At 68.6% G+C, this 13,021-nt stretch carries 14 protein-coding genes; 10 read left to right on the forward strand and 4 right to left on the reverse strand.

Annotated features, from left to right (window positions below; genetic code table 11):
• From ACE3Q8_RS16470 to ACE3Q8_RS16480, 3 genes are all read right to left on the reverse strand, one after another.
• A partial coding sequence (locus tag ACE3Q8_RS16470) for an AAA family ATPase (RefSeq protein ID WP_374471381.1) occupies positions 1-523 on the reverse strand: 523 nt, incomplete at its 3' end.
• 139 nt (positions 524-662) lie between these two features.
• Positions 663-1,211: a hypothetical protein gene (locus ACE3Q8_RS16475; protein WP_374471382.1), complete on the reverse strand. Its 549-nt coding sequence runs from the start codon at positions 1,209-1,211 to the stop codon at positions 663-665.
• A gap of 59 nt (positions 1,212-1,270) precedes the next feature.
• Complete coding sequence (locus ACE3Q8_RS16480; protein WP_374471383.1) at positions 1,271-3,067, reverse strand: tetratricopeptide repeat protein; 1,797 nt, start codon at positions 3,065-3,067, stop codon at positions 1,271-1,273.
• Between the two features lie 205 nt (positions 3,068-3,272).
• Here ACE3Q8_RS16480 and flbT point away from each other — a divergent pair, with 205 nt between their 5' ends.
• The 10 genes from flbT (at position 3,273) to ACE3Q8_RS16530 (ending at position 12,495) form a co-directional block, all read left to right on the forward strand.
• Positions 3,273-3,692 (forward strand): flagellar biosynthesis repressor FlbT, encoded by a 420-nt coding sequence (gene flbT / locus ACE3Q8_RS16485; RefSeq protein ID WP_374471384.1) that lies wholly within the window; start codon positions 3,273-3,275, stop codon positions 3,690-3,692.
• Positions 3,658-4,068 (forward strand): flagellar biosynthesis regulator FlaF, encoded by a 411-nt coding sequence (gene flaF / locus ACE3Q8_RS16490; protein ID WP_374471385.1) that lies wholly within the window; start codon positions 3,658-3,660, stop codon positions 4,066-4,068. The genes flbT and flaF overlap by 35 nt, the downstream gene beginning before the upstream one ends.
• 291 nt (positions 4,069-4,359) lie before the next feature.
• Positions 4,360-5,199, forward strand: coding sequence for a flagellin (locus tag ACE3Q8_RS16495; protein WP_374471386.1), 840 nt, complete (start codon positions 4,360-4,362; stop codon positions 5,197-5,199).
• Positions 5,200-5,486: 287 nt separating this feature from the next.
• The gene (locus ACE3Q8_RS16500) at positions 5,487-6,311 is read left to right on the forward strand and encodes a flagellin (RefSeq protein WP_374471387.1); all 825 of its coding nucleotides are present in this window, start codon (positions 5,487-5,489) and stop codon (positions 6,309-6,311) included.
• 115 nt (positions 6,312-6,426) lie between these two features.
• Positions 6,427-6,717 (forward strand): flagellar protein FlaG, encoded by a 291-nt coding sequence (locus ACE3Q8_RS16505; protein WP_374471388.1) that lies wholly within the window; start codon positions 6,427-6,429, stop codon positions 6,715-6,717.
• A gap of 201 nt (positions 6,718-6,918) precedes the next feature.
• Positions 6,919-7,752, forward strand: coding sequence for a flagellin (locus ACE3Q8_RS16510; protein ID WP_374471389.1), 834 nt, complete (start codon positions 6,919-6,921; stop codon positions 7,750-7,752).
• A 136-nt stretch (positions 7,753-7,888) separates the two neighbouring features.
• Complete coding sequence (locus tag ACE3Q8_RS16515; RefSeq protein WP_374471390.1) at positions 7,889-10,714, forward strand: hypothetical protein; 2,826 nt, start codon at positions 7,889-7,891, stop codon at positions 10,712-10,714.
• Positions 10,715-10,758: 44 nt separating this feature from the next.
• A complete protein-coding gene (locus ACE3Q8_RS16520; RefSeq protein ID WP_374471391.1) occupies positions 10,759-11,451 on the forward strand; it encodes a hypothetical protein in 693 nt (230 codons plus the stop codon).
• A 52-nt stretch (positions 11,452-11,503) separates the two neighbouring features.
• Positions 11,504-11,890, forward strand: a complete 387-nt coding sequence (locus ACE3Q8_RS16525) for a hypothetical protein (protein WP_374471392.1) — start codon at positions 11,504-11,506, stop codon at positions 11,888-11,890.
• A 122-nt stretch (positions 11,891-12,012) separates the two neighbouring features.
• Positions 12,013-12,495: a single-stranded DNA-binding protein gene (locus ACE3Q8_RS16530; protein ID WP_374471393.1), complete on the forward strand. Its 483-nt coding sequence runs from the start codon at positions 12,013-12,015 to the stop codon at positions 12,493-12,495.
• Between the two features lie 24 nt (positions 12,496-12,519).
• On the opposite strand, the gene ACE3Q8_RS16535 is transcribed toward ACE3Q8_RS16530, so the two are convergent.
• Positions 12,520-12,960: a DUF3617 domain-containing protein gene (locus ACE3Q8_RS16535; protein WP_374471394.1), complete on the reverse strand. Its 441-nt coding sequence runs from the start codon at positions 12,958-12,960 to the stop codon at positions 12,520-12,522.
• Positions 12,961-13,021 lie beyond the last annotated feature (61 nt).

Here is a 13,021-nt window from a genome sequence, read left to right on the forward strand (position 1 = left end):
AGCAGCGGCGCAGGAAGGCGTCCGGCAGCTCCTTCTCGTTGTTGGAGGTGATGATCACCACTGGCCGGACGGCGGCCTTGATGGTCTCGTTGGTCTCGTAGACGTAGAACTCCATCCGATCGAGCTCCTGCAGGAGGTCGTTCGGGAATTCGATGTCCGCCTTGTCGATCTCGTCGATCAGCAGCACGGGGCGCTGCGGCGCTTCGAACGCCTCCCAGAGCTTGCCCTTCTTGATGTAGTTCTTGACGTCCTTCACCCGCTCGTCGCCGAGCTGGCTGTCGCGCAGGCGGGTCACGGCGTCGTACTCGTAGAGGCCCTGGTGGGCCTTGGTGGTCGACTTGATGTGCCAGGTGATCAGCGGGGCGCCCAGCGCCTCGGCGATCTCGTAGGCCAGGACCGTCTTGCCGGTGCCGGGCTCGCCCTTGATAAGCAGCGGGCGCTCGAGCGCGATGGCGGCGTTGACCGCGACCTTCAGGTCCTCGGTGGCGACGTAGTTCTCAGTGCCCTCAAAACGCTGGCTCATCTAGGCTCCCCGCGCAGGCGTCCGCGCCCACGTTCGAACAGTTGTTTGGCTCGGGCAGCCTATAGGGCCGGGCGCGAGGATCAAGCGGGTTCCGCCGGGCGCTCGCCGCGGGGTCCGCGCGCAGGCGCCGCCCGGTGTCCTAGTCCTCGTCGGGCTTGGCGCGGGTCTCGCCGCCACGGTCCTCGGAGTAGCCCATCCGCTTGAGATCCTCGTCGGAGACGTTGCGCGACTGGAAGTTGGTGAAGTCGTCCTCGCCGCCGGACACCGCGTCGGCGTCCATGACCACCTCCAGCCCCTCGATCTCCTCGGGATCGATGGCGGCCTCGTCCATGCTCTCCGAGCCGGCCTCGGCGCCCAGACCGTCGAGTTCGTCCTCACGGTCGTCGTCGACGGCGCCGTAGTCGAGCTCGTTGTCCTCCTCGCCCTCATCCTCGTCGAAGGCGTCCTCGTCGAACTCATCGGCGTCGAGGGCCAGGGCCTCGTCGTCGGAGCGGTCGCCCACCTTCTGCATCAGGTCCACCACGTCGGGCAGCTCCTCGAAGGTGCGCATGTCCTCGCCGATGTCGAGCGGGCTGTCGTCGCCGAGGGCCACCGAGCCCTCGCCGCCCACCGTCATGCTTTCGTCGAACGCCTCCGCCTGATCCTGGGGATCGAAGTCGGAATCGCTCTCGAAGCTGGTTCCGGGCATGGGGGACTCCTTCGCATCTGCCGGCAGGGCGCCGATGCACAAGAAATCCGTTGAAGGCGTCAGCGTTCCGACACCACCCAGTCGCCGACCGCGCCGTCAAGCCGCTCCATGAGTTCGTCCCACTGGCCGAAGCCGCGCGGCAGGAAGACCCGGCTCTGCGGGTACCAGGGGTAGCGCTCGGTGCCGAGCAGGGTCCAGGCGGCCGGCGTGGAGATCAGCCAGGCGGGCGCGCCGCAGGCTGCGGCCAGGTTGAAGGTGGCGTTGGAGAAGCCGATCACCAGGTCCATCGCGCAGCAGAGCGCCGCCACGTCGTCCAGGTCCTGCTTCAGGTCGATGCCCGGCGGCTGCCAGACATCGACGCCCAGCTCGCGCTTCGCCCACGCCAGCTCCTCGGCGCAGTCGCCGTACTGCAGGTTGACGAAGGTGACGCCCGGCTGGCCGAGCACAGGCCGCCAGGCCTCGAAGGGCGAGAAGTAGCGCTGGCGGGTGGAGCGCTTGATGGCGCTCTTCCAGAGCAGGCCGACCTTCCGGCCGGGCCCCAGCGCCTCGAGCTCGCCACGCCAGTACGCCACCCGCTCGGGATCTGCGGCGAGGAAGCGCTCGCGGTCGGGGAAGGCCTCGGGCGTCCGGCGGAACTCGCGCAGCAGCGAGGCCATGGGGGTGTAGAGGTCGATCCCTGCGCCATCCTCGAACCCGGGCACGTAGCGGGCCGGGCGGCCCTGCAGCAGGCCGGTGCCGTGGGCCGTCACCGTCGCCTCGGGGAAGCTCCGCGCGAAGAGGTCGACCAGGCGGCGTTCGACGGCGAGGGTCACGTGACCCTCGGGGCCGACCTTCTCGAGCACGTCGGGGATCATGTTGGCGAACAGCACCTCGTCCCCCAGGCCCTGTTCGCCGACCACCAGCAGCCGCTTGCCGGCCAAGTCCGCGCCCGGCTCCCAGCGCGGGCTGCGGATCACGAAGTAGGTGACGTCGGCGTACTGCGGGTGCAGCCGCGCCTCGTACTCGTCGAACCCTTCGCCAACCCGGCCGAGCGCGATCAGGGTGGTGGAGCGGGCGAGGCGCATCATCTGGCGCTCGTCCTCGGCGGTGACGATGGCCATGGCGTCTTCGCAGGCCTGCAGCGCGCCGGGCGCGTCGCCCAGGGCCAGCAGGCTGTTGCCGTAGTTGTAGCGCGCTTTCGCCAGCGCCGGGTCGAGCCGCATGGCCTCGCCGAAGAAGAGGTGGGCGTTCTCGAAGTCGCCCTTCTCGCCCATCACCGTGCCCATGGTGTTCCAGAGCATGGCGACCGTGGCGTCCTTCATGATCGCCGGCTTGAGGATCTCCACCGCCTCGTCCAGCCGCGACTGCTCGCGCAGCGCGCAGGCCAGGTTGTTGGCCCCCTCGGGGTGGTCGGGGTAGCGGTCGAGGAAGTGGCGGAACAGCTTCTCGGCGGTGGGCGCCATGCCCATCCGGAAGGCGAGGCGGCCGAGGTCGTTGGCGACGTCGGCCTGGTCGGGCAGCAGCTTCAGCGCCGATTCATAGGCCTTGATGGAGGAGGCGAAGTCGCCGCCGCGCTCGAGGGCGATGGCCAGCAGGTACCAGGCCTGGCCGCTGCGCTCGTCGCGCTCGAGCGCCCTGATCGCCCACTTGCGGCCGGTCTTGTGGTCGTCGGCCTGCAGGGCGGTGATCGCCCGCTGAAGCATCGGCTGGACGGCCGCCGCCCTCAGCTCCTGCATGGCCTGGTTCAGCCGCGCCAGAGCGTCGCGGGAGCCGGCCTCGCCCAGGGCGCCGGTGACCAGTCCCGCCCGAGCCACGGGCGCGCTCGCGGCCTGCAGGGCGGCGGCCGAGACGGCGCTGGGCGCGGCCTGAGGCGACATGACGGAATCCCCCTCCGAGAACAGGGTTTGAGATCGCGCCCTTATGGTTACCCAGACCTTAACCGCGACCTTGGGCCACGCCCCGGCAAGGCCCCGTTAACCGGTCCAGCTTAACCCTGAGGATGCGTTCGGCCCGGCAGGAAGCGACAATGGGTCATTCGAATCATGACGTAGATTCGTGGACGCAGGTATCGGGGAGGCGGTCTTGCCGCTGAAATTGTCGCTCAAGCCCGGGGAGAAGTTCGTCCTCAATGGCGCAGTCGTCCAGAACGGCGACCGGCGGGGCGTGCTCGTCCTGCAGAACAAGGCCTCGGTGCTGCGCGAGAAGGACATCATGCAGCAGGAGGACGCCAATACGCCCGCCCGCCGCATCTACTTCCCCGTGATGATGATGTACCTCGATGAGGCGGGCGCGGCCCGGTACTACGACGAATTCGTCGTCCGCCTGACGGAGTTCATGGGCGTCATCCGCAATCCCGAGATCCTCGCCGAGTGCGTCCAGATCTCGAAGTTCTGCATGGAGCGCGAGTGGTACAAGGCGCTCATGCTCTGCCGGAAGCTGATCGAGTACGAAGACGAGAGGTTGGGGCATGTCCCTTCAGGCGTACCAGCGCACGGCGGTTAGCGCCGAGAGCCCGCGCGAGACGGAATACCGCCTCTTCGCGCAGGTGACGCTCGCGCTGATGGAAGCCGCCAAGAAGGACCCGATGGACATCGGGGGCCGCATCGACGCGCTCGACTGGAACCGCCGCGTGTGGAACTTCCTGGGCGACGACTGCGCGCACCCCGACAACAAGCTGCCCCAGGAGCTGCGCGCCGCGATCATCTCGCTGGCCATATGGGTCGGCAAGCACACCAGCGCCGTGATCCGCCGCCAGGAGGAGATCGAGCCGCTGATCGACGTGAACCGGATCATCATGCAGGGCCTGTCCGGCAACGGCGGGGCCGGGGCGGGGGCCCCGGGTGGCCACGCCGGCGCTTCCGGAGCCGTGGCGGCCTGACCCGCCGGACAATCCAGACCTTCCCAGGCCGCGGCTCGCCCGCGGCCTTTTTCGTTGACGCCGAGGCGACTCGGCGAGGCGGCGCCTGAGCGGCGCGGCAGGAGCTGCCGGGCGCCGGGCACAATCGGCCGATATGGTTACCGCGCCTGTGGAAGGCGCTCAAAAACACCAATAGAAGCAAGCGGTTAGAAGGTTACCGAACTGGCCCGCGGCTTGCGGAGCTCTCGTCGGGCGAAAAATCGCCCTGTCGGCAAAAGCCGGCCAATTACCTCCAGAATGGAAGGACGAGAGATGCCGTACAATTCGGTGAATACGAACGTGGGCGCCATGGTGGCGCTCCAGAACCTCAATGCGACCAACGCGGAGCTGGCAACCACTCAATCACGTATCAACACCGGAAAGCGGGTCGGGAGCGTGAAGGACAATGGCTCGATCTGGGCGATCGCCCAGAACCAGCGAGCCACGTCCAACTCGCTCAACGCCGTCAGGGAATCGCTGCAGCGCGGTCAGTCGACTGTCGACGTGGCGATCTCGGCCGGCGAGTCCGTCTCAGATCTACTCGTTCTGATGAAGGAGAAGGCCCTCGCGGCCGCCGACACGACGCTCGATGACAACAGTCGCAAGGCGCTCAACGACGACTTCAACTCGTTGCGCGACCAGATCTCCAAGGCCGTGAACAACGCCGAATTCAACGGCGCCAACATGCTGAAGGGGGTGAGTCCGACGACGGTGGCGGCCCTGGCGAACGCCGACGGGGCATCCGTCATCACCGTGGAGGCTCAACCGATGGATCTGGGAACCGGTGCGCTGGCGGCCCTGCTGCCGACCGATTCCATCGGGACGCAGTCCATGGCCTTCACGATGATCGCCACCCTCAACCAGGCGATCATCAACGTCTCGAGTTCGCTTTCGAAGCTTGGAACCGGGTCGAAGGCCTTGTCCTCCCACCTGACGTTCATCAACAAGCTTCAGGACACCGTCGATGCGGGGATCGGGAACCTCGTGGACGCCGACCTGGCGAAGGAAAGCGCGAAACTCCAGGCGCTGCAGACAAAGCAGCAGCTCGGGGTCCAGGCGCTCTCGATCGCCAACCAGTCGTCCTCGATGCTGCTGTCACTCTTCGGCCGTTAGTCGTGACGCCGGGCGGGCGGCCGCCGCCCGCCCGGCGGACTCTTTATGGGGCCTCGGCAGAAACTGCCTAGCAGGCCGGCAGAACTTGCCTATTGCATCCTGAAATGGGCAGAAATTGCCGATTCGCGGCATGCCTAACAGACATATAACTGCAATTTTTTCCGGGTCTTGCGCGAGCTCGGCGGTTTTTGCCGAGTTGGCCTAGCCCTTGCTGCAGATGTTGCCGGGCAAAATGCCCCCGGCACTCCGAACGAATGCCGGTTCCCTTGAAATAAGGAACCAGTGCTATGCCTTTTAACAGCGTCAATACCAACGTCGGCGCGATGGTCGCGCTTCAGAACCTGAACTCGACCAACACCGACCTGCAGACCACCCAAGCCCGGATCAACACGGGCAAGCGCGTCGCCTCCGCCAAGGACAACGGCGCCATCTGGGCCATCGCGCAGAACCAGCGCGCGACGTCCAACTCCCTGAACGCCGTCAAGGAATCGCTGCAACGCGGTCAGTCGACCGTGGACGTGGCCATCTCGGCCGGCGAAACCATCTCCGAACTGCTCCTGCAGATGAAGGAGAAGGCGCTTGCCGCGTCCGACTCGACGCTGGACGCCAACAGCCTGGCCGCGCTGAACGACGACTTCACGTCGCTCCGCGACCAGATCACCAAGGCCGTGGACAACGCCGTGTTCAACGGCGCCAACATGGTGAAGACCGGCGGCGCCACCGTGGAGGCTCTGGCCAACGCGGACGCGAGCTCGGTGATCACCGTCTCCGCCCAGGACCTGTCGCTCACGGGCATCGGCCTCACGGCCACCTCGTCGATCGGCACCCAGTCGACGGCTTCGGCCATGATCGGCACGCTCAACTCGGCCATCACCAATGTGTCGAGCAAGCTGTCGAAGCTGGGTACGGGTTCGAAGTCCCTGCAGTCGCACCTGAACTTCGTCATGAAGCTCCAGGACACGCTCGACGCCGGGGTGGGTAACCTCGTCGACGCCGACCTCGCGAAGGAAAGCGCTCGCCTCCAAGCTCTGCAGACCAAGCAGCAGCTCGGCATCCAGGCGCTGTCGATCGCGAACCAGTCGTCCTCGATCCTCCTTGGCCTCTTCCGCTAAGGGCCCGCTGGCCCCGGAGCCGCGAGGCTCCGAGGCCTGACGTGGCGGCGGGGAGGGCGACCTCCCCGCCGCTCACGCTCAACCCGGAGCGCTGCGCGACGCAGCGACACGAGACATGCAGAGCAAGGTTGCGCCGTTCGCAGCCACGCCCGATCCGACCTTCGGACGCCATCCGCCTTCCCAGACCCCCGAGCACGGGGCGCACGGCGAGGCGCCGGCCCAAGGCCAGGACGAGGCCGACCTGCGACTGATCATCGAAGAGGACCCTGCCACCGGCTCCTACGTCTACAAGACGGTCAACCGGCGGACGGGCGAAATCATCCTCCAGCTTCCGAGGGAAGAGGTCCTGAAGATGCGCGAGGAGGCGGAATACGTGGCCGGTGTGGTGATCCGCACCAAGGCCTGACATCGGGCCGCTTTATTGGCGGCGTATGGACTTGTTAACCGCCCCGGCGTCGCCGGCGGCGGCGAACGTGGTTAAGCGAAAGCTCGCGGACATGGTTAACCGTTAACCTTCTGGATACCATAATCCTCAAACTCTCCTCATGAACACCCAAGCGACTCGCCAAAGCGGGTCCCCGGGCAGGACGACTGAGGAGAATCCGCGATGTCGATCAGCGTGCATACGAACAAGTCTGCGCTGGTCGCGCTCCAGAACCTGAACACGACCAACGACAAGCTCGGCGACACCCAGAACAAGATCAACACCGGCTTGAAGATCGCCAACGCGCGGGACAATGCCGCGATCTGGTCGATCGCCCAGGGTCAGCGCGCCGACATCGGGGCGCTCGCCGCGGTCAAGATGAGCCTGGATCGCGCCAACTCCATCGCCGAGGTCTCGATGACCGCCGGCGAGTCGGTCTCGGACCTCCTGGTCGAGCTGAAGGAGAAGGTGGTCGCGGCGATGGACCCGTCGCTCGACGACAACTCCCGCCTCGCCCTGGACGCCGACTTCAAGGCCATCCTGCGCCAGATCAAGCAGGTGACCGACAACGCCAGCTTCGACGGCGCGAACATGCTGAACGGGACGATCGTCCCCGACATCCAATTCCTCGCCAACGCCGAGGCCAACTCCTACATCACGCTCTCGGCCCAGGACATGACCCTGGGCGGCCTGATCGTCACCATCCCGCCGACCTCTTCGCTCTCCACCTCCGCGCTCGCCTCGCAGGTGCTGACCGACCTGAACGCGTCCATCGCCAACGTGAACCAGGCGCTGGGCAATCTCGGCTCGCAGGCCAAGCAGATCGCCGCCCACACCAACTTCGTCTCCAAGCTGACTGACGTGCTGGAGACCGGGGTGGGCAACCTGGTGGACGCGGACCTCGCCAAGGAAAGCGCCCGATTGCAGGCCTTGCAGGTCCAGCAGCAGCTCGGGGCGCAGGCGCTGTCCATCGCCAACCAGGCGCCGCAGATCATCCTGTCGCTCTTCAAGGGCTGATGGTCTTGGCGTTCCGTTGGGGCGTAACCGGGACCCGGGCGGCGACCGCCCGGGTTTTCCGCCGCGCCTTAACGGCTGGGCCACCTTGCCCGCCTAGACTGATGGCGCGGTCGCCTGAAGCCGCGAGCCCCGTCGCATGGCCATAAACCCGATCAACAGCAGCGCGCTGCTCTCGCTCTTCGGATCGAGCGGCTCCGCGTCATCGCCCGACCTGCTGACGACCGCGCTCTCGGGCGCGACCGGCGGGACGGCCCAGGCGCCGACCCAGAAGTACGCCCCGACGGCCCCCTGGTCGGTGATCCTCAGCGACGGCGAGACCAAGGCCAAGGCCAGCGAAGCCGTGCGCCGGGCGCTGGCCGGCCGCAGCCTCGTCGACGAGAACGCCGCCAAGCTCGACCTCCCGGGCGCGAGCTCCGACTACCGCAAACTCTTCGCCCTCTATCAGGGCCTGCAGACGCTGATGGACCTGGCGGAGTACAGCAAGGGCAAGGGCCTCACGAGCGTCGAGCGGACGCGGGTCTCCAACGCCTTCGAGAAGGGGCTGGCCGAGGTTTCGGCCTACATCGACGCATCGCGGCTCGAGAGCTCCCGGCTGACGCAGGGCGAGGCGGCGGCCTCGGTGAAGACCAAGCTGACCACGCCCAAGGCCGCAACCGAATACGTCACCCAGCCGCTGACCAGCTCCACGTCGGAGCCGGTGCCGGCCTTCGATGGCGCGGTGAGCTTCACCATCTCGGTGAAGAAGGTGAACAACCTTCACGACGTGCAGATCGACCTTGCCGAGATGGGCTCGGCGCCGCGGACCATCGGCAACGTCATCAACTTCATCAACGGCAAGCTGGAAGCCGAAGGCCTCGAGACCCGGATCCTGACCCAGCGGATCCCCGGTCAGCCGCGGCAGGTGACCGTCAACGGCAAGACCGTCACCCTGCCGGCCAGCTCCGACCAGTGGGCGCTGAAGGTGAAGGCCGGCACCAGCGAGAGCGTCGCCTTCACGCCCACCGCCACCGCCCCGGCGGTCTACCTGACCCAGGAGGTCGGCAATCCGGACCCGGACGGCAAGGCGACGACCAAGGACGGGGTGGTCCAGCGCCAGTTCCTGAAGTTCCAGACCGATGACAGCGCCGTCGCGGCCCCCGTGCAGGGCGAGGGCGAGACCCAGTGGGTCGAGGGCCGGGTGTTCGCCGAGACCCTGCCGCCGGAGATCCGCGCGGTGCGCGCCCAGCAGGTGGGGCCGGACGGCTCGGTCTACATGCTGGCCGACGTGGGCTCGGCCGCCGACGGCCAGGCGGTGAAGGGCGACCAGGACGTCGCCCTCCTGAAGTACGATTCGGCCGGCAAGCTGCTCTACACGCGCACGCTCGGCGCCTCCTCAACCGCCACGGGCCTGGCGCTGGCCGTCTCGGCGGACGGCAAGGTGGCGGTGGCCGGCGCGGTCTCCGGCGGCCTGAGCGGCGCCACGGAGGGCGCGCTCAACTCCGGGGAGACGGGAGCCTACGCCGGCAAGTCGGACAGCTTCGTCACCCTCTACGACGAGGAGGGTCAGGAGCTCTGGACGCAGCGCCGCGGCGCGCGCCAGGAGGACGAGGCGAGCCAGGTGGCGTTCGGCGCCGACGGCACGGTCTATGTCACCGGCCGGTCGAAGTCGGTGATGCAGGGCGGCTCGGCGATCGGCGACTACGACGGCTACCTGCAGGCGTTCCGCGCCGACGCTACGGGCAAGGTGCAGACCCTGTTCACCGAGAGCTTCGGCTCGGTCGGCGCCGACCGGCCGCGCGGCCTGGTGGTGGACGGCTCCTCCGTCGTGGTGGCGAGCGTCGAGCAGGGCCACGCCGTGCTCCGGCGATTCGACGTGGGCGGCGCGCAGCCGACGCTCACCGCCTCCCGCGACCTGGGCGACCTGCAGGGTGGGGAAATCGCCGGGCTCGCGCTGGACGGCGGCCAGGTGGTGGTGGTCGGCTCGACCCAGAACGGCTTCCTCTCCGCGGGCCAGGTGACGCGCTCGCACGCTGGCGGGACCGACGTCTTCGCCGCGCGGCTGTCGGCGAACCTCTCCGCTGGCGCAGGCGACCGGCTGGCCTACTACGGCGGGTCGGGCGACGACCGGGCGGCCTCCATGGCGGTGTCCGGCGGCAAGGTCTGGATCGGGGGTTCGGCTGGCGCCGACCTGCCGGACCAGGATCCCAAGGGCAAGAAGGACGGCTTCCTGACGAGCCTCGACGTGGCCACCGGGGCTGTGGCCTGGTCGCGGCGGTTCACGGGCAAGGACGGCTATGCCACGCCGACGTCCATCGCGGTGGCCCCCACCGGGGCGAGCGTGCTGGACCGCCTGGGCCTGCCGTCAGGCCCTCTGGACCTGACCGATTCCGAGCGCATCACCGCCCACAGCTCGCTTCGGGCGGGCGACCAGTTCAGCATCCAGGTGGGGCAGGGGCGTTCAGCCACCGTGACCATCGAGGAGAAGGACACCCTCGACACCCTCGCCCAGAAGATCCGGCGCGCCAGCGGCTTCCAGGCCAAGGTGACGATCGCCACCGCCGACGGCGAGCGGAGCCTGCGGATCGAGCCGATGAACCCGCGAACGGTCATCGAGGTGGCGCCGGGCAGCGCGGGCAAGGATGCGCTGGCCATGCTGGGCATCGCCGAGAGCATCATCCGCGCGGTGCAGACCAAGGACGGCAAGTCGACGCCGGCCGACGGCAAGGCGCAGATCTACGGCCTGGGCCTTGAGCGGGACCTGAACCTCTCCAGCGCCGACCAGATCAGCCACGCGCTGGCCGAGGTGGCCGCGGCGATGGGCGTGGTGCGCTCGGTCTACAAGGACATGCGCGACGCGGCGACGCCCAAGAGCCTGCAGGACAAGCTGGCCGAGGCGGGCAAGGGCGGGAAGGTCCCCGTCTATCTGACGAACCAGATCGCCAACTATCAGGCGGCCCTGGACCGGCTGACCGGCGGCGGCTAGGCCCCCGCCTTGAAAGCGCCGCCGCCCCGGTCTAGGGCAGCGCCATGAGCCACACCCCGCCGCCCGAGACGCCGCCGAAGCCCCGCCGCGCCGGCCTGGTCGTCGTCGGCGCCCTGCTGGCGCTGGTGGCGGGCGTGGCGATCGCCTGGATGCTGCTGTCCTCGGGGCGGGGCGAACGCACGCCGCCGCCTCCGGCCTCTCAGGGCGGGCTGGTGATCGAATCCGCCGGCACGGACGACGCCCTCGACCCGGCCCGCCCGCTGCGCTGCTTCGTGGGCGGCAAGTTCGTCGGCGAGTTCACCCTGGCCGAGTGCGCCCGGCGCAACGGCGTGGCCACCGACGCCCTCGACGTGGGCGTCGACGAGACCGGGGCGCTGGCCGCCGCCGAACAGGCCGGAACCATGCTCACCCCGCTGCCGCCCGAGGAGGAGGCGCTGGAGGCGCCGGCCGCACCGGCCGACGGGCTGCCGCTGGAGGAGGCCGCGCCGGCCGACGAGCCGCTGGCCGCCTGCTGGCGCTATGGCGGCGGCCGCTGGCGGCGGCTGCCGGGCGACGTCAGCCGGATCGCCTGCGCGGCCACCCTGTTCGCCGGCCGCTGCGAGCAGCCGGGCGGCGCCACCTACGGTCGCTGGGGCCAGCAGACGCTTCGCCTGGTGCCCGGTCGCGTGGAGGTCTCGGACGACAACCGCAGCTTCCGACCGCTGGTGGAGCAAGGCCCGGGCTGCGCGCTGCCCTGATCGCCGTTCGCCGGCCTAGAGCCGGCCGCAATCCCCGTGTAGGGTCCCGGCCATGCTCCGCACGCCCCTGATCCTCGCCCTGGCCGCCTCGGCGGCGCTCACCGCCTGTGCGCAGCGCACCCGCCCGCCGGGCGACCCGGGCGTCTGCTTCCACGTCGTCCCGCAGAAGGGCGGCGAGCTGAAGTACAACAAGCTCGTCCAGGCGGCGAACCTCGAGACCTGCGCCGCCAACCTCGAAGCGATGCGCATCAAGTTCCTGCGGATGGGCGGCAACCAGCAGGAGATCTACGGCGCCTACCAGTCGAACTTCCTGTTCCTGCAGAAGGAAGGGGTGTTCACCTCCACCTCGCTGGAGGGACCGCGCTTCGTGGCCCTGGTCCGGACCGGCGACGGCCGGCTCGCGATTCCGGGCGCGATGCCGCAGGAGCCGGCGCAATAAGCCTGTGGATGGCGCGGAACAGAACCGGAACATTGTGTTGATGTCCGGTTAAGGGTTCGCTAGCTTGCGCGCTTCGGCCCGCGCTTGGCGGGCCCGCGAACACGGAAGCTCAGGACATCGACATGGCGGGCAGCGTCAACAAGGTCATCCTCATCGGCAATCTCGGCGCCGACCCCGAGATCCGCAGCCTCAACTCGGGCGAGCGGGTGGCGAACCTGCGCATCGCCACGTCCGAGACCTGGCGCGACCGCTCGAGCGGCGAGCGCAAGGAAAAGACCGAGTGGCACCGCGTGGTGGTGTTCAACGAGAACATCGTGAAGGTCTGCGAGCAGTACCTGCGCAAGGGCGCAAAGGTGTACATCGAGGGCTCGATCCAGACCCGGAAGTGGACCGACCAGTCCGGCCAGGAGAAGTACTCGACCGAGATCGTGCTGCAGAAGTTCCGCGGCGAGCTGACCATGCTCGACGGCCGCGGCGAGGGCGGCGGCATGGGCGGCCGGGACGAGGGCGGTTACGGCGGCGGCTTCTCGTCGGGCCCGCGCAACCAGTCCTCCGGCCCGCGCGAGGACTTCTCGGCCGACCTGGACGACGAGATCCCGTTCTGAGCCGAGGACGGGCGGCGGCCGGGGCTACTTCGCCTCGGCCTCCGCAGGGCAGGCGTCGGCGATGCGGCGGCCGCTGGTGCGGGCGTGCACCGGCACGGTGATGCCGCCCAGCTTGGCCCGGATGCGGGCGTCGAGCCGCAGGCTGTCGCGGGTGTAGACGCCTTCGCCGCTGATCGGCACGGGCTCGCTGTTCTTGGTCTTGCAGCTCCCGGCCAGGCGGATCTTGCCGCCGGCGATCTCGCGGGTCGGATAGGTGCACGTGTAGTGACGGTTCGGTGCGCCGCCGATGAACTTCTCGACGTCCTGCTCGCGGATGCAGCGCTTCTCGGTCTTCTTGGTCGGGAAGGGCGAGACGACCTGGCTGGTCGTCTCCCAGTAGCCCGGCGCGATCGGGGTCTCGGCGGCCGCCGCCGCGAGAGGGGCGGCCAGGACGCAGGCCAGCAGGGCAGGGGCGAGGCGTTTCATCGGGGATCCATGGACAAGCGTTCGGCCGAGCCTGGCGGCTCTTGCCTGAACTCCCGATGAC

It is taken from the genome of Phenylobacterium sp. (genome assembly GCF_041913825.1).
Lineage (GTDB): Bacteria > Pseudomonadota > Alphaproteobacteria > Caulobacterales > Caulobacteraceae > Phenylobacterium.